Genomic DNA, 21,779 nt, shown 5'->3' with positions numbered 1-21,779 from the left:
CCGCCCGGCAGCATGACGTGGTGGCCGGGGCGGCCGCGGCGCCGGGCGGTTCGCCCGTCGAACGTACGATCGGGGTCTGATGAGCACTCTTTTCGACGACACCTTCGGCCCCGGGGCCCTGGTCGACGGCGGTGCCCCGGCCGGCTCGGGCACCGTGGGCGGCCACGAGCCGCACGGTGATCGTCCCGGCGGCGGGCGGGCGTCCCGCGAGGCCTTCGGCCCGGCGGTGCTCGAGTCCGGCGGCGTCGCCCGCGCCCGGGCACCCCGGCTCGACCCGGACGAACTGCTCGAGGGGCTCAACCCGCAGCAGCGCGCCGCCGTGGTGCACGCCGGCTCTCCCCTGCTGGTCGTCGCCGGTGCCGGGTCCGGCAAGACCCGCGTGCTCACGCACCGGATCGCGTACCTGCTCGCGGCGCGCGGCGCGCGGCCCGGCGAGATCCTGGCGATCACCTTCACGAACAAGGCCGCCGGTGAGATGAAGGAGCGCGTCGAGGCGATCGTGGGGGGCCGCACCCGGGCGATGTGGGTGAGTACCTTCCACTCCGCCTGCGTGCGCATCCTGCGTTCGGAAGCGGGCCGGCTCGGCTTCGCCTCCTCCTTCTCGATCTACGACGCGGCGGACGCCCAGCGCCTCATCACGCTGGTCACCAGGGATCTCGACCTCGATCCGAAGCGGCACACGGCCCGTGGGCTCGCCGCGGCGATCAGCGCGCTGAAGAACGAGCTGGTCGACTGGGAGACGGCCCGGGACAGGGCCACGAACCACATCGAGCGCACCGTCGCCGAGGTGTACGCGGCCTACCAGCAGCGGCTGACCCAGGCGAACGCGCTGGACTTCGACGACCTGATCATGACCACGGTCAACCTGCTCCAGGCGTTCCCGGACGTCGCCGAGCACTACCGGCGCCGGTTCCGCCACGTCCTGGTGGACGAGTACCAGGACACCAACCACGCCCAGTACGTGCTCATCCGTGAGCTCGTGGGCCGCCCGGTGCCCGCGGGCACCGACCCGGCGGCGGATCCCGCCGCCGCCCCGCCCCCCGGTGGTTCCGCGGAGCACGGTGGTTCCGCGGAGCATGACGATTTCACGGAGCACGACGGGGCGGAGTGGCCCGCGGCGGCGGTGCCGCCGTCGGGTGCCGTACCGCCCGCGGAGCTGTGCGTCGTCGGTGACGCGGACCAGTCGATCTACGCCTTCCGTGGCGCGAACATCCGCAACATCGTCGAGTTCGAGCAGGATTTCCCGAACGCGGCGGTCATCCTGCTGGAGCAGAACTACCGCTCCACCCAGACGATCCTCTCCGCGGCGAACGCGGTCATCGCCCGCAACGCCCAGCGCAAGCCCAAGCGCCTGTGGTCGGACGCCGGTGACGGCGAGCGGATCGTCGGCTTCGTCGCCGACAACGAGCACGACGAGGCCGCGTTCGTCGCGGAGGAGATCGACCGCCTCGGCGACGAGAACCTGGCCCGGCCGGCGGACGTCGCGGTCTTCTACCGGACGAACGCGCAGAGCCGCGTGTTCGAGGAGATCTTCATCCGGGTCGGCCTGCCGTACCGGGTCGTCGGCGGCGTCCGGTTCTACGAGCGTCGCGAGATCCGTGATCTTCTTGCCTACCTGCGGGTGCTGGTGAACCCGACGGACACGGTGAACCTGCGGCGCATCCTGAACGTCCCGCGCCGTGGCATCGGCGACCGCGCGGAGGCGATGGTCTCGGCCTTCGCCGAGCGGGAGCGGATCGCCTTCTCCGACGCGCTCACCCGGGTGGACGAGATACCCGGCCTGGCCACCAGGTCGGCCCGCTCGATCCGCGATTTCGTGGCCCTTCTCGACGGCCTGCGCGAGCAGTTGCCCGCCGGCCCGCTGGCCGTGATCGAGGCGGCGCTGGAGCGGACGGGCTACCTCTCGGAGCTGGTCACGGAGGACACCATCGAGGCACAGGGCCGGGTGGAGAACCTGCGTGAGCTCGTCGGGGTCGTCCAGGAGTTCACCGAGCGGCGCCCGGACGGCACGCTCGCCGAGTTCCTGGAGCAGGTGGCGCTCGTCGCCGACGCCGACCAGATCCCCGACGACGACGGCTCGGACGGCGTGGTCACGCTGATGACCCTGCACAGTGCGAAGGGCCTCGAGTTCCCCGTCGTGTTCCTGACCGGTCTCGAGGACGGCGTCTTCCCGCACCTGCGCACGCTCGGGGATCCGACCGGGCTGGAGGAGGAGCGTCGGCTCGCCTACGTGGGTGTCACCCGGGCCCGGGCCAGGCTCTATCTCACCAGGTCCCAGGTGCGCAGCGCCTGGGGGCAGCCGGCCTACAACCCGCCGTCCCGCTTTCTGGGGGAGGTGCCGGATTCGCTCGTCGAGTGGCGGCGGCTGCCCGAGCCGGCTCCGGCCGCGGGCGGTGGGCGGTTCTCCGGCGGCGGGTCGACGGGTACGGGCAACGGTTCCGGTGGGTCCGGCGGGAAGCTGCCGAACTCCCCGTTCGGGGCGAAGCCCGGCCGCCCGGCGGCGCGTCCGATCGTCGAGCTCACCCCCGGCGACCGTGTCACCCATGACACGTTCGGTCTCGGTGTGGTCGTCGCGACGAGTGGGATCGGGGACTCCCGCCAGGCCAAGGTCGACTTCGGCGCGGAGACCGGCACGAAGGACCTCCTCCTGCGCTACGCCCCGGTCGAGAAGCTCTAGCCCGCGGTCGGCGCGGTCGCCGCGTGCGGCAGGGTGCCGAGGTCGTAGTCGTAGAGCCAGCCGGTCGCCCGTTCGTACATCCGTGGGAAGACGATCGGCATGATCAGATCACGGAGCCGGGCGGCCACCGGGCCCGCCGTCTTGGCGTCGCGGTTCGCGCTGGCGGCCCGCGTCATCTTCCCGAGCCGGTCGCGGCGCAGCCGGTCGTAGGTCGCCAGCGCGTCGCTCGTCGTGGTCCGCCGGCCGAGCTCACGCCCGAGAACAACGGCGTCCTCCAACGCCATCGACCCGCCCTGCCCGGCGCCCACGGGATGAGCGGCGTCGCCGATCAGGACGACCCGGTCGTCGTGGTGGCGAGGTACGAGCGGCAGGGTGTGCAGGAGCGTGCCACCGTGTACCCGGGTGGTCGCGCGCAGGACGGCGGCGGCCCGCCGCTCGGCGGCGAAGATCCCGGTCAGCTCGGCGACCCCCACCGCGCGCGGGTCGGGCGGGGTGCGTGACGAGACCTGAGCCGACCACCAGACACCGCCGTCCGGTGCCGGCACGTAGAGGAAGGCACCTCGCCGCCCGAAGATCATGTTGAACGCGTCGGGTTCGACGTCGAGGGTGTGCGACTCACCCGACACCGAGTAGAGCCCGGCGTACCCGGGATCCGCGGCGGTGGGATGCAGCAGCCGCCGGGTGGCGGACCAGATCCCGTCCGCGCCGACGATCAGGTCGGCGCCGGCGCGGAGCCGTTCGAGCGCGGAGATGTCGAGTGGATCGTCGGTGCTGATCCGGGCGCCCAGCCGCGTCGCCTCGGCGCGCAGCACGGAGACGAGGTCGGCGCGCATCAGGGTGACGCTGTGCAGGGGATCGCTCGAGCGGCGGCCGCGGGGCACGTCGCCGAGCAGGCGGCCACCGCCGGACCACATTCGCTGCCGCTCGACGGCGCGGCCCGCGGCCTGGACCGGCGGCAGGCAGCCCAGCGCGTCCAGTGCGCGCAGCCCGTTGGCGGCCAGGCTCACGAACGAGCCGACGGGGCCGGCCGGCTCCGCGTACGCCTCGTGGACGGTGACCGTCGCGCCGGCCCGCGCCAGCGCGATCGCGCTGGCCGCCCCCGCCACACCGCCGCCGACCACCACCACACGTAGCGGAGCTGTGGCAGTCGCGTCAGCCATGTCGCACTCCTCGGATCAAGGGGGTTCGACTGTCTGCCGAACCCGAACTCGCCGAACCCGAACTCGCCGAACCCGAACTCGCCGAACTTAAATTCACTGAAATTTAATTCAGCGAATGAGGGTTCAGTATTGTTGTCCCGACGCGCGGAGTCAAGGAGGGGGCAACATGAGCGTTCGCAAGGAGCGGGCGGCGCGGACCGAGGTCGCGCTGAAGGAGGCGGCCCGGCAGCTGTTCGTGGAACGGGGCTACCTCAACACCAAGATCACGGACATCACCGCCGCCGCGGGCCGCTCGGCGGGCTCGTTCTACGAGCACTTCAGTAGTAAGGAGAACCTGCTGCAGGCCCTGCTGGCCGACATGCACGGCCAGGCCGGCGAGGCGATCGCGGGCGAGGCGGTGGTCGGCGGGGGGACGGTCGGCGGGGCGGCGGGTGACGCGGGGCATCCCCGCGAGCACGACCTCACCGACCGCGCGCAGCTGCGCGCACACCTGGCCGTCGCCTGGCGCGTGATGCGGGCCAACCTGCCGGTCGTGGTCGCGCTGTACGAGTCGGCCATCAACCGGGGGGTACGGTCGGACGCGCTGTGGGAGCAGCTCGTCCAGGACACGGCGGTGCTGTGCGAGCACCTGGAGTACCTGCGCGAGCGCGGTCACCGGCTGCCCGGTGAGCCGGTCCTCGTCGCCGCGGCGATGGGCGCGCTGCTGTCGACGCTGGCCTACGCCCTGCTTCCCTCGAACGAGGCCGGCTTCTCCGACGACGATGTCATCGACACGCTCACCGAACTGCTGCTCGCCGGAGTGCGGGGCGACCCGTCGGAGTCCGGCGACCCGTCCGGGCCCGGCGAACCGTCAGAGCCCGGCGAACCGCTCCAGCCCCGGTAGTCGCCTGGTCTCGGGCCGGTCCTCAGCCGCCCGGCCTCGGTCGCGCCCGGCCTCAGCCGTGGCCGGCGCTCAGTCGTGGCTGGTCTGCGTCGTGGCCTGGTCTCCGTAGTGGACGCCGTGACCGGCGAGCCAGGCCAACGGGTCGACCTTCGTTCCGTACTGGCCGTTGAGGCGGACCTCGAAGTGCAGGTGCGGACCGGTGGAGTGGCCGGTGCTGCCCTCCTTGCCGATCTGCTCGCCGGTGGCGACCTCCTGCCCGAGCCGCACGTCGATGCGTGACAGATGGCCGTAGCTGGTGACCACGTTGTTCTCGTGCATGATCTGCACGAAGTTCCCGTAGCCCGACTCCCAGCCGGCGTAGATGACGGTGCCGCGGTGCGCCGCGTAGATCGGCGTCCCGTGTGCGGCGCCGAAGTCCACGCCGATGTGGTGGTTGGCGCCACCGAAGCCCTGGGTGATCCGTGCCTCGATCGGGCGGACCCACCGGGCGGCCTCCAGGCGCTCGGTCTCGGAGGCGACCGCGGCGGCGTACTGGGTCAGAGTCGCCGCGGCCTCGCGGGCCCCGATCTGGTCGGTGACCTGCAGGTAGGTGCTCAGCCGGCGTTGCGCCTCGGCGGCCGCGTCGTCCGGAGCCACGCCGGTGAGACCGTCCGTCCCGCCGGCGGAGATGACGTTGACCGTTCCGGCCGCGGAACCGCCCGGGCCGGTGGATGCGCCGAGCACGGTGCCGGTCGGGCGGATCTCCGGCGACGTGGTGGTCTCCGAGTGCGCCACCCCGGTACTGTTGATCATGACAAGCCCGATGGTGGACGCCACCGCGGTGGCGACACCCGTGCGCCGTAGCTGGACGGCGGCGAAACCCGATCTACCGAACGCGGATGATTCCTGCTCGTCGGAGGATCCTGCATTCCGGCGGCGGCGTGCTCCGTGTTCGGTTCTCGGGAACTGCGGTCGCATCAACACGCACTCCCATGGTCGCAAGGCATCCGCCGGACGAACCGGGCGGGGAGGGGGACCTCTAAACCGATGAGGAGGCTACACCGTGCGATTCCGACAGATACGCCTAGCTAGCTACAAAGGTGGGGCACTTTAGTGGTGCTCTGGGCCGGTTCGTGACCGTCGGCGGGGTCCCCGGCCAGCCTGCGGGCGATCATGTGCGCCACCGCGCTGCTGAACGGCAGCCCGTGGTGACCGGCCCCGTCGACGACCACGTTCTCGGCCACCAGGTCAGGATGGGTGAGCGTCGCCTCGCCCGGGCGGACCACCGTGTCGAGGCCGCCGGCGACGGCCAGGAAGCGGGTCCGGATACCGGGGGCCGGCTCGACAAGCTCCCGCAGCAGCGGCGACCCGGGGCGGAGCTGGCTGACGAGCCGGTAGGAGACGGCCTTCGGCACCAGGCAGGCCAGCCGGGTGCCGTTGTGCGGTGTCGCCAGCGTGACCAGGGTCCGCACGTGGTCGCCGCCGCCGAGCCGCTGCACGTAGTAACGGGCCACCAGACCGCCGAGCGAATGGGCGACGATGTGCACGCCGGTGTCGCCGTGACGGCCGGCGACCTGCTCGACGGTCCCGGCGAGCTGCGCCGCGGCAGCCTGGACGCTCGTCGCGAACAGCGGGATGTCCACCGAGGTCACCGTCGTGAAGCCGCGGCGGCGCAGGGAGCGCTCCAGTCGGGTGAACACGGACCTGTTGTCGACGAGGCCGTGCACCAGCAGGATCGGCGTCCCGGCCGCCAGCGGGTCGCCGATGAGCAGGCCGCGCTGCAGCGGTGTCAGGCCGGCGAGGCGGTAACGGTCGGCGAGTCCGTCGTCGTCGCGGCGCCGGCGGGGCAGTGCCGCCGCCGGGTAGAGCGCGGCGTGGGTGGCCAGGCAGGCCGCCTCGACCACGAGGCCCTTCACACCGTCCAGCGGGGCGCCGCCGATCCGGGTGAGCAGCCGAGTATCGATGACCGTCCCCTTCGCGGCGACCTGTCCCCCGTGGCAGGTTGGGTCAACGACGTTACAGAAAGCCATCCAATCCTGTCGACCATTTTGCCTTTCGTTGGCGAAGACGGACAGCGTTGTCGCGCATCGTCAACTCGGTCAGCGCCGCGGTCACCCGGTGTGCCAGACCAGGCAGATCGGTGTCGTCCGCCGGGAGGACGCCATCGGCGAAACCCAGGCTGACCAGGTCCGACGGGCGCAGCCCCGCGGTGTCCGCGGCCTGGTCGAGCCCGATCCGCAAGGTGGTGGCCGTGCCCTCTGGGGACAGGGCGGTGACGTAGCCGTCCGGCGACATCAGGACCACGTCGGTACAGCACGCCGCCAGGGCTCCGCCGGAGCCGCCCTCGCCGACGATCACGGAGAGTGTCGGTGACGCGCAGCCGAGCACCTCCGCCATCGCCGCGCCGATCTCGGCCGCGATGCCACCCGCCTCGGCCGCCGGCCCGCACTCCGCCCCCGGAGTGTCGACCAGCGTCACGAGTGGCAGGCCCAGCCGGCTGGCGAGGCCCGCGGCCCGCGCGAGCAGTCGGTACCCGGCCGGCCCCGGGGCGCCGCCACGGCGGGCCGCCAACGCGAACCCCACCGCGTGTGGCCCGGGCCCGCCGGTACCGGGCGTCCCGGCCAGCCGGCCGACCCGGGCGCGCACTGTCCGGTCCGGACCGGACAGGTCCACCCCGTCGGGGAGCAGATCGTCCAGGATGTCGCCCGCGGGTCTGCGCTGACCGGTGCGGGCGGCGAGGACCTGCTCCCAACCGCCGCGAACCGGCGCTGTCCCGGCCCCGGTCCCGCTCCCACCGCTGTCGTCGCCGGTCTGGTCGCCGGCGCCGCTGGTCCGGCTGTCGTCGCCGGTCTGGTCGCCGCCGCCGGTCGCCGCGGGCCGGTCCGGTGTGCGCGCGGCGGCCAGGACATGGGCGGGCAGAGCCACCGCGTCCAACGCGCGCCGCAGCCACGAGGCCACGGCCGCCGGTGCGACGGCCGCGTCCACCAGCCCGGCGGCCTGGGCGGCCGCCGCGGTGTGGCTGGCGCCGGCCGGGGGAGTCTCGCCGGTGACCGCGGCCACCACCCGGGGCCCGGCGAACCCCACCGTCGCGCCCAGCACGGCGCACCGCAGATCGGCCCGGGAGCCCACCGTGACCCACATGCCGCCGGTCGTCGGCTGGTCCGAGACGGCGATGTGAGGCAGGCCCGCCGCGGCGAGCTCGGCGAGCGCGAGGGACACCCGGGCCAGCCCCACCAGCCCGGCCACGCCCTCCTGCAGCCGCGTCCCACCGCTGCGCACGAGCGACACCAGCGGCCGCCGCCCGGCGACGGCCGCCGCCGCCGCATCCGTGAACGCGCCCGCGTCGGCCTCCCCGAAGCTGCCCCCGTTGACCGAGAAGTCCCAGACCGCGACGACGGCGTCCACGCCCGCGACCGGACCGGTGCCCCACCACAGCGCGGGACGCCCGTCGTAACCCGGCCAGCCGAGGCGGTTGGGCGTGCCGGCGCCGGCGGGCCGGCGGACGACATCAGCCAGGACGGCGGCCCGCCAGTCCCGGTCCGTCGCGGTGGAATCGCGCTCAGCCATGGCTACAGATCCTCGCCTCGATCGGCGCCGGCGGTGCTGTGACGTGTGGGATCGCTCGTTCGGCCGCCCCCGTCGGCCGTCGGCGCGCGACGGCCGACCGGTCTGCCCGTCCCCGCCGGGACACGGGGTCGTCCGGTGCCGGACACCGGTGCCGGACACCGGTGGCGCGCGGTCCAGGTCGGCGGGGTGCGGTCCCGCTGTCGCCCGCTGTCGTCGACCCGTCGGCCGTGCGTCATAAGGTGCGGAATAGTCTTGTGTGCTCTGTTGGTGGAGCGGTCACACGGCGCCCGGCCGGCCGAGGGGAGTCATGCTCACACCGCTGACGGACGACGACCCGAGGCAGGTCGGCCGGTACCGGCTCCACAACCGGATCGGTGCCGGCGGGATGGGCACCGTCTACCTCGGCTTCGCCCCCGGCTCCGAACCGGTCGCGGTGAAGGTGGCCGCCGCCGAGCTGTCCGAGGACGACGAGTTCCGGTCCCGCTTCGAGCGTGAGGTCCGGGCCGCGCTGCGGGTCCGGGGCGGTGCCGTGGCCAGCGTGCTGGACGCGGACACGAGCGCCTCCCAGCCGTGGATGGTGACCGAGTACGTCGAGGGCGTCAGCCTGGCCGACGCCGTCCGGCGCCGGGGGCGGCTGGAGGCACACCTGGTGCGCGGGCTGGCCGTCGGCCTCGCCGACGCGCTGGTCGCCATCCACGCGGCGGGGGTCGTGCACCGTGACCTGAAGCCGTCGAACATCCTGCTCGCCTGGGACGGCCCCAAGGTCATCGACTTCGGCATCGCGCAGCTCACCGACAGCGCCACTTTGACCAGGACCGGTCATGTCATCGGCACCCTGGCGTGGATGGCGCCGGAGCAGATGCGCGGTGAGTCGGCCGGTACCGCGGCGGACGTCTTCGCCTGGGCGAGCTGCGTCACCTACGCCGCGACCGGCCGGCACCCGTTCCACGCCGATGCTCCTGACCTGCTGGCGCAGCGCGTCCAGCGCGACGAACCCGATCTCGACGCGGTTCCGCCCCAGCTGCGCGGCCTGGTCGGCCAGGCCCTGGCCAAGGCGCCGCGCGAGCGGCCGGGGGCGTCCAGCCTGCTGGCCGCGCTCGTCGGGCATGAGGTTCACAGCGTCACCGACGCCGACGCGGCCGCGGGATCCGTTCTGGAACAGACCTGGACGGGGCCGTCGCCGGCTTTCGGGACGCCGCCGGCCGTGGCCGCGCGCCCGGCCGCCCGGCCCGCCGGCTTCCCGCCCGCAGCGCCGCCGCCCACCGGGCCGTCGGTTCCGGCGGGTGGGTCGGGTTCGGGCGGGTCGGCGCGCTCCAGCCCATCCGGCTGGGCCAACTCGCCGGGGCCCGCCTGGCTGCCGGGGGTCTCCCCGGGGCCGGGGCGGTCGTCGCCCTCGCCGCCCACCGCGTCGGGTCCGGTGGGTCCGCCTCCGCCGGCCTCGGCGTTCCGCGCGACCTCCGGTCCCGGTCTGGCGCGGCGTGGGCCGGGCGGCCCCGGCCAGCCGGGCGAGCGGGCTGACGGCGAATCCACCTACCGCCCGGCCGACCCGGTGCCGCCGGCGGGTCCGCCCGACCCGCGGGCATGGCCGGCCCGGGGTGCGGCGGCGCCCGGCCGGCCGGCGTCCGGAGCGGATCCGGCGCCGCCGCCTTACCAGCCGGGACGTACCTCGGCGGGGCCGGCGCCATTCCCGGTACCGAGCGGCTACGCCCAGGCGCGGCCGGGCGGCCCCGCCGTGCCCGCGGCGCCCGCGGCCGTGCCGGAGGCGCCCGCCGGGTACCCGCCACCCATCGGGCCGACCGGGCAGGTCGGAGCCGGGCTGGGCCGGCCGTCGGCCGCCGGCGGACGTTCGCCGACCCCCCGCCGCGCCGGCCAGGGTTCCGGGCCCTTCGAGCGGTGGAACACCTGCGCGCTGCTGTCGCTGGCCCTGGGCATCCTGTGGATCTTCGGCCTCGGCAGTGTCGCGGCGGTGGGGCTGGGCTATGCGGGGCGGCTGCAGATCCGGCGCCGGGGCCAGCGGGGCTCGCTCGCCGCGACGGTGGGCATCGGCCTGGGTTGGCTCGGCATTGCCACGACCGCGGTGATCGGGGCCCTGGTGTGGCTCATTTTCTGAGGAGCTTCTCCGCGGAAACGGAACGGCCCGCGTGGCCGGTACCTCCTCCGTGAGCTGATCAGTGTTCCCCGTGGCTGTGTGAGATCGGACATATCTGGGCGCCTCGTCGCGGTGGGAAATCGAGGCCGGTGCGCCCGCGCGCGGGGCCGGTAACGGTCCGCCACGGGGAGTGTCGCCCCGACGCGTCCCTGCGGTTGCCGGCCTCCCGGGCCGTCCGCGGCACGAAAAGAGGCGAAACCCGCACTCCTGGCAAGGGTTCCGCGCGAAGAGGCGCTGGCACGAAAGCGCCCCGGCCGACCCGGCGGACGGGTGCGGGGCGGGGGTGCGGGGCCGGTCGGTGCCCACGGCGGAGGTGACGGGGATCAACTCTGGGTCACCGGCCGGCGCCGAGCGTCCCAACGACCTCGTCAGTAGGCTCGCAGGCGTTCTGTGCATCCCCTGACCGACCGCATCCGACTGGACGGACCGTGGATCTCTTCGAATACCAGGCGAAGAAGCTTTTCGCCGAACATGGCGTACCGGTACCCACCGGGAAGATTGCCACAACCCCCCAACAGGCACGTGAGATCGCGACCGAGCTCGGCGGCAAGGTGGTCGTCAAGGCTCAGGTCAAGGCCGGAGGCCGCGGCAAGGCTGGTGGCGTGAAGGTCGCCGACGGGCCCGACGACGCGTTCGAGAAGGCGTCGGCGATCCTGGGGATGGACATCAAGGGCCACACGGTCCACTCCGTCCTCGTCGAGCAGGCCAGCAACATCGCGGAGGAGTACTACGCCTCCTTCCTGCTCGACCGGGCGAACCGTACGTTCCTCGCCATGGCCTCCCGTGAGGGCGGCATGGAGATCGAGGAGGTGGCGGCCACCAACCCCGAGGCGCTCGCGCGCATCCACATCGACCCGCTGACCGGCGTGGACGCGGCGAAGGCCCGCGAGATCGCCGTCGCGGCCAAGCTGCCGGAGGCCGCCCTCGAGGGCGCGTCCGCGCTGCTGGCGAAGCTGTGGGAGGTGTTCGTCAAGGCCGACGCCACGCTGGTCGAGGTGAACCCGCTCATCCTGACCGGCGACGGCAAGGTCATCGCGCTCGACGGCAAGGTGAGCCTGGACGAGAACGCGGACTTCCGGCACCCGGAGAACGCCGAGCTCGTCGACGTCGCCGCGGTCGACCCGCTGGAGCAGAAGGCCAAGGAGAAGGGCCTCAACTACGTCAAGCTCGAGGGCCAGGTCGGGATCATCGGCAACGGTGCCGGCCTCGTCATGTCGACGCTGGACGTCGTGACCTACGCCGGTGAGGAGTTCGGTGGCCAGCGGCCGGCGAACTTCCTCGACATCGGCGGCGGGGCCTCGGCCGAGGTGATGGCGAACGGTCTGTCGATCATCCTGAGCGACCCGGCCGTGAAGAGCGTCTTCGTCAACATCTTCGGCGGGATCACGGCCTGCGACGCCGTCGCGAACGGCATCGTGCAGGCGCTCGCCATCGTCGGGGACGTCACCACCCCGCTGGTGGTGCGTCTCGACGGCAACAACGCCGAGGAGGGCCGCCGGATCCTGAAGGAGGCCAACCTCTCGGTGGTCAAGCCGGTGGACACGATGGACGGCGCGGCGAAGCTCGCCGCCGAGCTCGCCGCGGCCGCGGCCTGACCTGGGTCGGAGGACACAACCGATGGCAATCTGGCTTGACGAGAACAGCCGCGTGGTGGTGCAGGGCATCACCGGTGGCGAGGGCAGCAAGCACACCCGGCGGATGCTGGCGGCGGGCACCAAGGTCGTCGCCGGCGTGAACGCGCGCAAGGTCGGCCAGCAGGTCGAGGGGGTCCCGGTCTTCGGTTCGGTGGCCGACGCCATGGCCGAGACCGGCGCGAACGTCTCAGTGATCTTCGTTCCGCCGAGGTTCACCAAGGACGCCGCGCTCGAGGCGATCGACGCCGCGATCCCGCTCGCCGTCGTCATCACCGAGGGCGTGCCGGTGCACGACACGACCGAGTTCTTCGCCTACTCGCAGTCCAAGGGCACGACCCGGATCATCGGGCCGAACTGCCCCGGAATCGCCAGCCCGGGCGTCTCCAACGCCGGCATCATCCCCGCCGACATCACGCCGGGTGGGCGGATCGGCCTGGTCAGCAAGAGCGGCACGCTGACCTACCAGATGATGTACGAGCTGCGTGAGTTCGGTTTCTCGACCTGTGTCGGCATCGGCGGTGACCCGGTCATCGGGACCACGCACATCGACGCCCTCGACGCGTTCCAGGCCGACCCGGGCACCGACGCCATCGTCATGATCGGTGAGATCGGCGGTGACGCGGAAGAGCGCGCCGCGGCCCACATCGACGCGCACGTGACGAAGCCCGTCGTGGGTTACGTCGCCGGGTTCACCGCGCCGGAGGGCAAGACCATGGGCCACGCCGGCGCGATCGTCTCGGGCTCCTCGGGCACCGCGCAGGCGAAGAAGGAGGCCCTCGAGAAGGCCGGCGTGCGTGTCGGCAAGACCCCAACCGAAACCGCGCGGCTGATGGCTGACATCATGCGGTCGTTGTAGCTCTGTTCGCGGGGGGTCTTCCTCTGAGCTGGGGGAAGGCCCCCGCGTCGGGCGGTCCAGGGGTTCTTTGGGTCGTTGGGGCGGGGACGCGGACGCGAACGCTTTCCGTCTTGCGGCGTTGCTGTAAGACTCCTGATGTGGTCAGGGTGGGCTGTGGGACGATGGTCGGCCCACCCGACCGACCGACCAGACGAAGTGGGGTTTGCCGTCGTGGTACAGATCGGTGGTCGTAACGTCGCGACCAACGACGTCGGAGTGATAGCGGCCGGCGCCGTAGCGTTCATCTTCAGTTTCCTGTCGTGGTACTCGGTCAAGGGCGAGTTCTTCGGCTCGTCCTATTCCAACAGCGTGAGCGTGTGGAACACCGACGTCGGTGGCTGGTTCTGGGGATGGCTCGCCATCCTCCTGATCCTCGCGGTCGCGGGGCTGACCGCGGCGCTGACGTTCGTCGCCAATCTGCGTCTACCGACGCTCCCGGTTCCGCTTCCGCTGATCTTGGTCGGCGCGTCCGGCCTCTCGATCCTGCTGATCCTGATCCGTTGGGTCGCCTACCCGAATATTCCCAGCAGTTTCGAGGGTGGCGCTTCGTACGGTTTGTTCATCGGTCTGATCGCGGCCATCGCGCAGACCGTGTTCGGGGTCCTGAATCTCCGTTCCGGTTCCGGTGCCGCGGGCCAGCCGCCGCAGGCCGGTGGCTGGCCGGGTCAGGGGCAGCCGCCGTACGGCCAGCCGCCCGCCGGGTACGGCCAGCCCTACGGCCAGCAGCCGCCTCCCGGCTACGGCCAGCCGCCCACCGGGTACGGCCAGCAGCAGCCGCCGGCCGGTGGGTACGGCCAGCAGCCGCCCACGGGTGGTTACGGCCAGCAGCCCCAGGGGGGGTACGGCCAGCAGCCGCCCACGGGTGGTTACGGCCAGCAGCCCCAGGGTGGCTATGGCCAGCAGCCGCCTCCCGGCTACGACCAGCCGCCGGCCGGTGGGTACGGCCAGCAGCCGCCCACGGGTGGTTACGGCCAGCAGCCCCAGGGCGGGTACGGCCAGCAGCCGCAGGGCGGGTACGGCCAGCAGCCCGGGTACGGTCAGCCGCCGTCGGATCGCTAGATCCTCGCCGGACGACGTCCGCCGACGTGGGAGCCGGTGACGGAGTGGGAGCCGGTGACGGAGGGGGAGACCCAGTGGCGCCACCCGCCGGCCGGTTCGCCGGCCGCCCGGTCACCTACGGGCTGCTGGCTGGTGGCGCGCTGGTTCTCTGCTCCGGATTCCGGCCCTGGTTCGCCCCGGCGGACGGCGCCTACGGGACGTCGTCGGCCGGCTGGGACGCCGGTCCGGCCGGGCGCCTCGCCCTGGTTCTCGGCCTGGCGCTGACCGGCGGCGCCCTCCTTCCTCTGATCACCCGGCGTGTCCCGGTGTTGTCACGCGGCCAGGACCGGTTCCTCGGCTGGGCGCGGCGCCGCCACCACGGCGCACGCGGCTGGGAGCCGGCCCGGCTGACCGCCGCGCTCGCCGTCGCCGTCGCGGGCACGGCCGTGGTGGCGACCCTGATCGGCTGGCTGACGGCGCCGGCCATGGCCGACCCCGTTCTGCCGGCCGGCGGCGGTCCGGCGATTCCCGGCGTGGCCCGGGACGGTCTGTTCGTCGGGCTCGCCGGCACGACGGTCGAGCTCGTCGCCTGTGTGTGGGCGTTGCGCCGCGCGCCGATGGCGGGGCGGGCGGCGGGTTAGCCCCCAGGTGGGGGTCGCGGCGGCCGGGAGCGTACCGGCGTAGCCGGTCGGAACGGCGTGACCGGTGTGTCCTGTTACCGACCTGGGTCGTTCTCGGATATCTCGGCGTGTTGTCCCGGAAGTGGTCCTCCGTCCGTGCGAGCCTGCCGGGCGTGGGTGCTCCCGTGCGAAACTCCGGCGCGTTGACCGGGGCCGTCCGCGGGCGCGAGCCCGCCGTGGACCCTGCCGGCGCCGCCGACTCCGAGCAGGCCGCCGGCGGGCCGCCACGAGCCTGGCGGCGCCTCGGCCGTCCAGTCGTCAGCGCCGTCACGACCAGCGCCATCGGGCTGGTCGTCATCGAACTCGTCGTGCTTGTCGTGTGGGGAACGGACACCAACTCGTCCGCCGGCCCGGACACCGCGGCCCGGGTCGGCGCGGACCTCTGGCTGCTCGCGCACGGCGCCACCATCCACCTGCCCGGCGGGACCGTCGACTTCCTCCCGGTCGGGCTGGCGCTGCTTCCCCTCCTCGCGGCGACGACCGCCGCGCACCGCCGGGCCGCCGGCAACCTCGAACGGCTGCCGCCGGCGCGGGGCCGGCGCCCGCCCGCCCTGCGTCCGTCGAGTCTGCGCCCGGGCCGCTCGGCGCGGGCCGGGACACCGCCGCCCTGGGGAGCACTGGGCCGCGACGTCGCGCTGGTCGCCGGCACCCAGACGGTCTTCGTCCTGCTGGTCGCCCTCGCCGTGTCGGCGCCGGCCGCCCGCCCGGATCTCCTCACCGTCGTGGTGGGCGCGCTGTCCTTCAGCGTGACCGGAGCGTCGATCGGAGCCCTCTCCGGCTACGGCGCGCTGCGGTCGGCCTGGCGCGCCCTGCCCGGCATGGTCCGGGTGCCCGTCGCGGCCGCGTTCACCTCGTTCACCGCGCTGCTGGGCGCCTCCGCCTTCGGGGTCGCCGTGGTCCTGGCCGCGACTCTGCCCGAGATCGCCGCGGCCGACCGTGGCCTGGGCACCGGCGTGGTCGGTGGCGTCGGGCTGGCCGCCGTCCAGCTCGCGGTACTTCCCAACCTGGTCGTCTGGGCGCTGGCGTACACGCTGGGCCCGGGTTTCGGTACCGGCGGCGGGTTCGTCCGGCCGGACGCGGTGCACCCGGCGATGCTGCCTGACCTGCCGGTCTTCGCCGCCCTGCCGCCCGGCCCGCTGCCCCGGCCCGGCTGGCTCGTGCTGGCTCTGGTGCCCGTCGTCGCCGGGATCATGCTCGCGGTGTCGGTGCGCCGCTGCGCCGGGCAGGTCAGTCACCGGCGTCGGCTGGCGGCGGTGCTGGCCGCGGCGGGTCTCGGCGGCGTGCTGATGATGCTCGCCGCGCATCTGTCGGCCGGTCGGCTGGGCGAGGCCTCCGGCCGTTTCGGGCCGACGGGATGGTCGGTGGGGCTGGCCGCCGCGGGGGAGCTGGCCGCGGTGGCCGTCGTGGTGTCCTGCCTGGTCGAGCTGGTGGCGCGGCGGGCCGGTCAGCCCTTCGTGGCCGGCTCGGTGCGCAACGCCTCGCTGAAGCGGCGGCTGCACTCGTCGAGCGCCTGGGCCGACCGCGCCTCGCGCCGGCACTCCTGATAACGGTGCAGGTCGTCGCCGTGCCGTTCGTAAAAGGCCCACGTCCCACCGGCGACGGTGACCGCGACCAGCAGTGAGAGGGCGCCGAGCGCCAGCCCCGCCGTGCCCGGGCCGCCGCCGGTCCCGCCGCGGCGGGCGTGGGTCCGGGCCCGCATCCCAATCACGATCGCGGCGATCCCGACGGCGCCGCCGACGACCGCGATGCTGGTGACCAGCGCGACCACACCGAGGGCCAGCGATATCCGCCCGGTGCGGCGCCCGGGCACCGGCTCCCGGCGGGAGTCCTGGTCGGAGTCCTGGGCGGAGTGGTCGGACACGATCGCTGCGCCTCCCGGCCGGCTGCCGGCCGGCTCCGAACTCGGTTCCGCGGCCGGCCGTGGATGTTCTCGGACGACATCGTAGGAGTCGGGCGGGCGTCATCCGGACCGGACCGGAATGTCGGCCCCGTCCGTTACGGTCCTCCCGATTGATCAACCGTGGGAGGGTGCATGCCGAGCACGTCGAAGGCGCTGCGGGTCCAGGCGATCCACCTGCGCTCCCTGGGCTGGACCTACCAGCGCATCGCCCTGGAGCTGCGCCTGCGCCATCGCGTCAACGCGCGCGTCGCGTACCGCCTGGCCCATGGCTGGACGCAGGAGGAGGTGGCCCGGCGGTGGAACGAGCGCTGGCCCGGCCCGGGCGTGGCCAAGACCGGTAAGACGATCTCGTACTGGGAGGTCTGGCCGGCCCGTGGCGGCCGAGCCCCCTCGGCGCACACCCTGGCCCGGCTCGCGGCGCTCTACCACTGCCGCCCCGGCGACCTGCTCGACGGGACGGATCACGACGACCTGGACGAGCTGCCCGGCCGGGCGCCGTCCGAATGCGGCCCCCGCCGTGCTCTGAGCCGGTATCGCCATCTGGATCAGGGCTCCTTCGCCGCCGCGGGTGAGGAGCGGGAGCCGCTGGCCGCGCCGACCGGCCACTCCCGTGGGCCGGCCGGCGCCGCGGGCCCCGTGTCGCCGTGCGCCGATCCCCACTGCGGCTGCCACGGGGGCGCCGGCGAGACCGTCGACCTGGTTCGCGCGCCGGTCATGGCGATGACGCATCAGGACGCCCCCGGAGCACCCCTCGTCCCGGGCCGCGCGGCGTGACGCCCGTCGCACGCGAGTGTTTCCGCCGTGGGGAAGGCCTCCGCCGCTCGGCACAGGCCGGACCGGACGGTGGGCGGGTCTGGTGCGTGCGGTGCTCGTCCGGCGTGTCGTGAGGCACCGGGTCAGTACATTCGGACAGTCGCCGCCGCGGGGCGTGTCCCCGCGCGGCCGATCTCTCGACCGGTCCGGTGCCGGCCGGCCGACCACCCACGGAGGGTCCTGTGCCCGCTCGCCTAGTCGTCCTCGCCTCGGGGGCCGGCACCACCCTGCAGGCCGTCCTCGACGCCTGCGCGGACCCGGCCTTCGGCGCGCAGGTCGTCGCGGTCGGCACCGACCGGCCGGGCACGGGCGCCCAGCGGCGCGCGGAGGCGGTCGGGGTACCGGTGTTCACGGTGCGGCTCGAGGAGTGCGCCGATCGCGCCGCCTTCAACGACGCGACCGCCGCCCGGATCGCCGAGCACGCGCCGGACCTACTCGTCCTCGCCGGGTACATGAAGATCCTCAGTAGTCAGGTGATCGGCCGGTTTCCCACGGTGAACACCCATCCCTCGCTGCTCCCGGCCTTCCCGGGCGCCCACGCCGTGCGCGACGCGCTCGCCGCCGGCGTCCGGGTCAGCGGGGTGACCGTGCACTGGGTCGACGAAGGCGTCGACACCGGCCCGGTGATCGACCAGGCGGCCGTCCCGATCGAGCCCACCGACGACGAGGATGCGCTGCGGGCCCGCATCCAGGCGGTGGAACGGCGGCTGTTCGTGGCCGTCATCGGCCGTGTCGTCCGGCGGGAGCTCCCACTGGGGGGCGCGCGCGTGGGTAGTACGGGAGCGGGGGAGGCGACAACCGGCCCGGTGCTCGCCGCCGGCCCGCGCACCGGCCATGATCAGGTGGAGTCCGCCCGCGCGGGCGGTGAGCCGGCACTCGCCGGTCGCGCCGGCGGGAGCGGCACTGCCGGGAGCAGTGCCGCCGGGAGCGGCGCCGGCGGGGTCCACGCCGAGAGACATCATGCCGACGGAGGCATCGTGGAAGGTTCAGGAGGGGTCATGGCGGGGGAATCGGGCACGGGCACGGGACCTGGTGGCACGAGCGGGGCTGCGGGCAGCGCGGGCGGGGCACCCGGCGACCGGCCCGCCGAGGGATCGACGGAGCTGGTGGCGACGGGCCACCGGAGGCTGCGCCGGGCCCTGGTGAGCGTCTACGACAAGGCCGGCCTGGAGGAGCTCGCCGCCGCGTTCGTCGAGGCGGGGGTCGAGGTGGTCTCCACCGGTTCGACGGCCGAGGTACTGGCCCGCCACGGCGTGGCGGTCACCCCGGTCAGCACGGTCACCGGCTTCCCGGAGGTGCTCGGCGGCCGGGTGAAGACGCTGCACCCGCGGGTGCACGCCGGTCTGCTGGCGGACCTGCGCAACGCCGAGCACGCGGCCGTCCTCGCCGAGCTCGACATCGAGCCGTTCGACCTGCTTGTCGTGAACCTCTACCCGTTCCGTGAGACGGTCGCCTCGGGCGCGACCGAGGACGAGGCGATCGAGCAGATCGACATCGGTGGCCCGGCCATGCTGCGGGCGGCGGCGAAGAACCACGCCTCGGTCGCCGTGGTGGTCGCGCCGCGGGACTACGGCGACCTGGCCGCGGCCGTTCGCGGGTCCGGCTTTGATCTTCCCACCCGGCGCCGGCTGGCGGCCCGCGCCTTCGCACACACCGCGTCCTACGACGCGGCGGTAGCCTCCTGGTTCGCCAGCGCGCTGGCCCCCGACGACACCGCCCGCGAGACCGGCTGGCCGGATGTCCTCGCGGCCCAGTGGCACCGGTCCAGCGTCCTGCGGTACGGCGAGAACCCGCACCAGCGCGCCGCGCTGTACGTCGGCGAGGACGGCGGTCCGGGGCTCGCGTCCGCGCGCCAGCTCCACGGCAAGCCGATGTCCTACAACAACTACACCGACACCGACGCGGCCTGGCGGTCGGTGTTCGACTTCGCGGATCCGGCCGTCGCGGTGATCAAGCACGCCAACCCGTGCGGGATCGCCGTCGGTGCCACCGTCGCCGAGGCGCACCGCAAGGCCCACGCCTGCGACCCGGTGTCGGCGTTCGGTGGCGTGATCGCGGTGAACCGCCCGGTGAGCGTGGAGCTCGCCGAGCAGATCGCGGAGATCTTCACCGAGGTCGTGGTGGCGCCCGACTACGAGCCCGGGGCGGTCGAGATCCTCGCCCGCAAGCCGTCGATCCGGCTGCTCGTCTGCGCGCCGCCGGCCCACCCGCGCGGGGTCGAGATGCGCCAGGTCAGTGGCGGGATGCTGTTGCAGTCACGCGATGCGCTCGACACCCCCGGCGACCACCCGTCGAGGTGGACGCTCGAGGCCGGCTCGCCGGTCGACGACAGCGTCCTCGCCGACCTCGGCTTCGCCTGGCGCGCGGTTCGCTCGGTGAAGTCGAACGCGATCCTGCTCGCCGCGGACAACGCGACCGTCGGAGTCGGCATGGGTCAGGTCAACCGGGTGGACGCGGCGCGTCTCGCCGTGACCCGCGCCGGCGACCGGGCGAAGGGCTCGGTGGCCGCGAGCGACGCGTTCTTCCCGTTCCCCGACGGCTTCCAGGTCCTCGCCGACGCGGGTGTGCGGGCGGTCGTCGAGCCGGGCGGATCGGTGCGTGACGACCTTGTGATCGCGGCCGCGCGGGAGTCCGGCGTCGCGCTGTACTTCACCGGCGTCCGGCACTTCGCGCACTGAGCGGTCCGCTGAACGCCGCCCAGCGTGGCGGCCGCGGAGAGTCGCCACCCGGGCGCGGTCCGCTGGGCGTGGTACTGGAACGTCGGCGCTGACGCCCGGCACACCGCCGCCGTCACCCCGCGGGGATCTACATCGGTCCCCGCGGGGTGATCAGGTCGCGCTGCCCACCCCGGTCAGGAGGTGGAACCGACCTCCGCCGCGGCGGTGCCGCGGCGGCTGACGGTCGGGCTGCCGTTCGAGGCGGCGCCGTTCGGCGACACCGGGGTCGTGCCGCCCGGCAGGTCCGCGGTCGGCACGTACCGCTGCGCGACCCAGTCGAGCGCCTCTCGCCAGCTCGCTCCGTAGAGGACGGAGATCCGGTCGGCGGTCTGGCGCGCGAGCGCCTGCACGAAGACCCGGTCGTCGCTGTCGAGATGACGCGCGTCGCCGAAGGTCTCCCACGCCCGGAACATCAGTTCCTGAAGCTTCTTGCTGTGCGGCGAATCGTCTGCCACGTCGAACTCCCTACCATTTGGGGACCGCGGCGGCAGTCTCCCCTAGTCGCGCACGACGTGTGCACTCGGGGGGTCTGTCCCGTTGGTGGTGGAGTGTGTCGAAGTCCTCCGACGTGGATCCTCAGGGATGTGTCCGTTGTGCCGATATCGACGGGTTTCAGTAGAGAAGTCCCTGTGGTGAGGGATATACCGCGATTCTGGGGCCGATCGGGCCACTTTCGAGGCGGAGTGATCCTGTTGTGCCCAAGGTGTCCGGCTCGTTCGCGGGGTGCCTCGAACGGGTCAGCCCGGTGGAGCCATCACGTCGTCCACCGGCCGCACCACTCCGAGTCGGACAGCCTCGTTCGCGAGGCGCCCGCGGCGGTTCGGCCCGGGCCCGATCCCGAACTTGCGGTACAGGCGGAGCAGGTGCTGTTTGACCGCCCCCTCGGTGACGACGAGGTCGCGGGCGATCTCCCGCGCCGAGCGAGGCATCACGAAGACGCCCGGCTCGGTGAGGGGACGGCACAGGGCGCGCAGCACATCCCATTCGCGGCGCGTCAGGTCGGGCGGGTCGGGGACGCGCATCCCGGCGGTCGTGCCGGCCAGGTCCTCCAGGCTGGTGAGGGCCGGTGGCTCGTCGTCCCGGATGCCGTTCCCGCTCGGTGACAGCGTCTGGTCCGCCAGGTGGGCAGGCCCCCCGGCGGCCAGGTCGGGCCGCTCGTCCAGGACCCGCACCCCCGCCGCCCCGAACCGGACGACGTCACCGTCCGAGAGCACCTTGCGGCCGACGAGACGTCCGTTCACCCGGGTGCCGTTGCGCGACAGCCCGAGATCGGCCACGTACACATACGGCCCGCGGCGGACGATCTCGGCGTGCAGCCGGGAGACGCTGGTGTCCGGGAGCGAGACGTGCACGCCCGGCCCGCGCCCCACGGTGGTCACATCCTCGGTCAGCTCGACGACCTCACCTGTCCGTTCGATCCGCAGACTCGGCCCGTCCACTGTCGGTTACCTCCTCCTTTCGATGCCGGAGCACGCGGCTGCGCGGGCTCCGGCCAGTTGTCCAGAACTACTCGATCAATCCCCGGTGGCGAGCCCGATAACACCACCAGGTGATGTGGCCTCGCATCGGCCGCGGTGCCCGGTCGTCCCGGATCGACGCGAGGCGAGCGCGGCGGTACCGCGGGCCAGGCGCCGCCGCGCGCCACCGCGTTGACCGGCGAGGGCCGGGCGGGGGACCGGGCTGGCTG

The 21,779-nt window shown here is 73.6% G+C and carries 17 protein-coding genes; 10 read left to right on the top strand and 7 right to left on the bottom strand.

All coding sequences use genetic code 11. The annotated features are described in order from the left end of the window. Positions 1 to 79: 79 nt before the first annotated feature. On the top strand, positions 80 to 2,677 hold the full coding sequence (gene pcrA / locus B056_RS0127555; RefSeq protein WP_018505070.1) for a DNA helicase PcrA: 2,598 nt from the start codon (positions 80 to 82) through the stop codon (positions 2,675 to 2,677). Here pcrA and B056_RS0127550 read toward each other — a convergent pair. Then, positions 2,674 to 3,837 (bottom strand): FAD-dependent oxidoreductase, encoded by a 1,164-nt coding sequence (locus tag B056_RS0127550; protein ID WP_035753023.1) that lies wholly within the window; start codon positions 3,835 to 3,837, stop codon positions 2,674 to 2,676. The two genes, pcrA and B056_RS0127550, sit on opposite strands and share 4 nt — an antisense overlap. A gap of 166 nt (positions 3,838 to 4,003) precedes the next feature. On the opposite strand from B056_RS0127550, the gene B056_RS38265 reads away from it, so the two are divergent. Next, the gene (locus B056_RS38265; protein ID WP_018505068.1) at positions 4,004 to 4,720 is read left to right on the top strand and encodes a TetR/AcrR family transcriptional regulator; all 717 of its coding nucleotides are present in this window, start codon (positions 4,004 to 4,006) and stop codon (positions 4,718 to 4,720) included. Positions 4,721 to 4,789: 69 nt separating this feature from the next. On the opposite strand, the gene B056_RS38260 is transcribed toward B056_RS38265, so the two are convergent. The 3 genes from B056_RS38260 to B056_RS0127530 all read right to left on the bottom strand — a co-directional run bounded on the left by B056_RS38260 (position 4,790) and on the right by B056_RS0127530 (position 8,266). Further along, entirely contained in the window at positions 4,790 to 5,512 is a 723-nt protein-coding gene (locus B056_RS38260) for a M23 family metallopeptidase (protein WP_230203224.1), read from the bottom strand. A gap of 275 nt (positions 5,513 to 5,787) precedes the next feature. Continuing rightward, entirely contained in the window at positions 5,788 to 6,729 is a 942-nt protein-coding gene (locus B056_RS0127535; protein ID WP_026240211.1) for a lipase family alpha/beta hydrolase, read from the bottom strand. Further along, entirely contained in the window at positions 6,716 to 8,266 is a 1,551-nt protein-coding gene (locus B056_RS0127530; protein ID WP_018505065.1) for a carboxyl transferase domain-containing protein, read from the bottom strand. The genes B056_RS0127535 and B056_RS0127530 overlap by 14 nt, the downstream gene beginning before the upstream one ends. Positions 8,267 to 8,573: 307 nt before the next feature. Here B056_RS0127530 and B056_RS0127525 point away from each other — a divergent pair, with 307 nt between their 5' ends. The 6 genes from B056_RS0127525 (at position 8,574) to B056_RS0127500 (ending at position 16,206) form a co-directional block, all read left to right on the top strand. After that, positions 8,574 to 10,376, top strand: coding sequence for a protein kinase domain-containing protein (locus B056_RS0127525; protein ID WP_018505064.1), 1,803 nt, complete (start codon positions 8,574 to 8,576; stop codon positions 10,374 to 10,376). Positions 10,377 to 10,843: 467 nt separating this feature from the next. Further along, a complete protein-coding gene (sucC, locus tag B056_RS0127520; protein WP_018505063.1) occupies positions 10,844 to 12,010 on the top strand; it encodes an ADP-forming succinate--CoA ligase subunit beta in 1,167 nt (388 codons plus the stop codon). Positions 12,011 to 12,032: 22 nt separating this feature from the next. Further along, the gene (gene sucD / locus B056_RS0127515) at positions 12,033 to 12,905 is read left to right on the top strand and encodes a succinate--CoA ligase subunit alpha (RefSeq protein WP_018505062.1); all 873 of its coding nucleotides are present in this window, start codon (positions 12,033 to 12,035) and stop codon (positions 12,903 to 12,905) included. Positions 12,906 to 13,115: 210 nt separating this feature from the next. Continuing rightward, on the top strand, positions 13,116 to 14,003 hold the full coding sequence (locus tag B056_RS0127510) for a hypothetical protein (protein WP_018505061.1): 888 nt from the start codon (positions 13,116 to 13,118) through the stop codon (positions 14,001 to 14,003). A gap of 74 nt (positions 14,004 to 14,077) precedes the next feature. Beyond that, positions 14,078 to 14,623, top strand: coding sequence for a hypothetical protein (locus B056_RS0127505; RefSeq protein ID WP_018505060.1), 546 nt, complete (start codon positions 14,078 to 14,080; stop codon positions 14,621 to 14,623). Between the two features lie 164 nt (positions 14,624 to 14,787). Next, on the top strand, positions 14,788 to 16,206 hold the full coding sequence (locus B056_RS0127500; RefSeq protein WP_026240210.1) for a cell division protein PerM: 1,419 nt from the start codon (positions 14,788 to 14,790) through the stop codon (positions 16,204 to 16,206). Here the strand turns inward: B056_RS0127500 and B056_RS43170 are convergent. After that, entirely contained in the window at positions 16,107 to 16,523 is a 417-nt protein-coding gene (locus B056_RS43170) for a hypothetical protein (RefSeq protein ID WP_026240209.1), read from the bottom strand. The genes B056_RS0127500 and B056_RS43170 overlap by 100 nt on opposite strands. A gap of 171 nt (positions 16,524 to 16,694) precedes the next feature. Between B056_RS43170 and B056_RS0127490 the strand changes: the two genes are divergently transcribed. Together B056_RS0127490 and purH are read left to right on the top strand one after the other, a co-directional pair. Further along, positions 16,695 to 17,336 carry a helix-turn-helix domain-containing protein gene (locus B056_RS0127490; protein ID WP_018505058.1) on the top strand — a complete coding sequence of 214 codons (642 nt, stop codon included), beginning with the start codon at positions 16,695 to 16,697 and terminating at the stop codon, positions 17,334 to 17,336. Between the two features lie 221 nt (positions 17,337 to 17,557). After that, the gene (gene purH, locus B056_RS41140; RefSeq protein WP_076784790.1) at positions 17,558 to 20,053 is read left to right on the top strand and encodes a bifunctional phosphoribosylaminoimidazolecarboxamide formyltransferase/IMP cyclohydrolase; all 2,496 of its coding nucleotides are present in this window, start codon (positions 17,558 to 17,560) and stop codon (positions 20,051 to 20,053) included. A 173-nt stretch (positions 20,054 to 20,226) separates the two neighbouring features. On the opposite strand, the gene B056_RS0127475 is transcribed toward purH, so the two are convergent. Then, the gene (locus B056_RS0127475; protein WP_018505057.1) at positions 20,227 to 20,547 is read right to left on the bottom strand and encodes a hypothetical protein; all 321 of its coding nucleotides are present in this window, start codon (positions 20,545 to 20,547) and stop codon (positions 20,227 to 20,229) included. 282 nt (positions 20,548 to 20,829) lie between these two features. Next, a complete protein-coding gene (locus tag B056_RS0127470; protein ID WP_018505056.1) occupies positions 20,830 to 21,531 on the bottom strand; it encodes an FHA domain-containing protein in 702 nt (233 codons plus the stop codon). Positions 21,532 to 21,779 lie beyond the last annotated feature (248 nt).

This window comes from Parafrankia discariae (assembly GCF_000373365.1).
Taxonomy (GTDB): Bacteria; Actinomycetota; Actinomycetes; order Frankiales; family Frankiaceae; genus Parafrankia; species Parafrankia discariae.
Note: the sequence above shows the minus strand (reverse complement) of the source record. Positions and strands in the feature narration are given on the sequence as shown.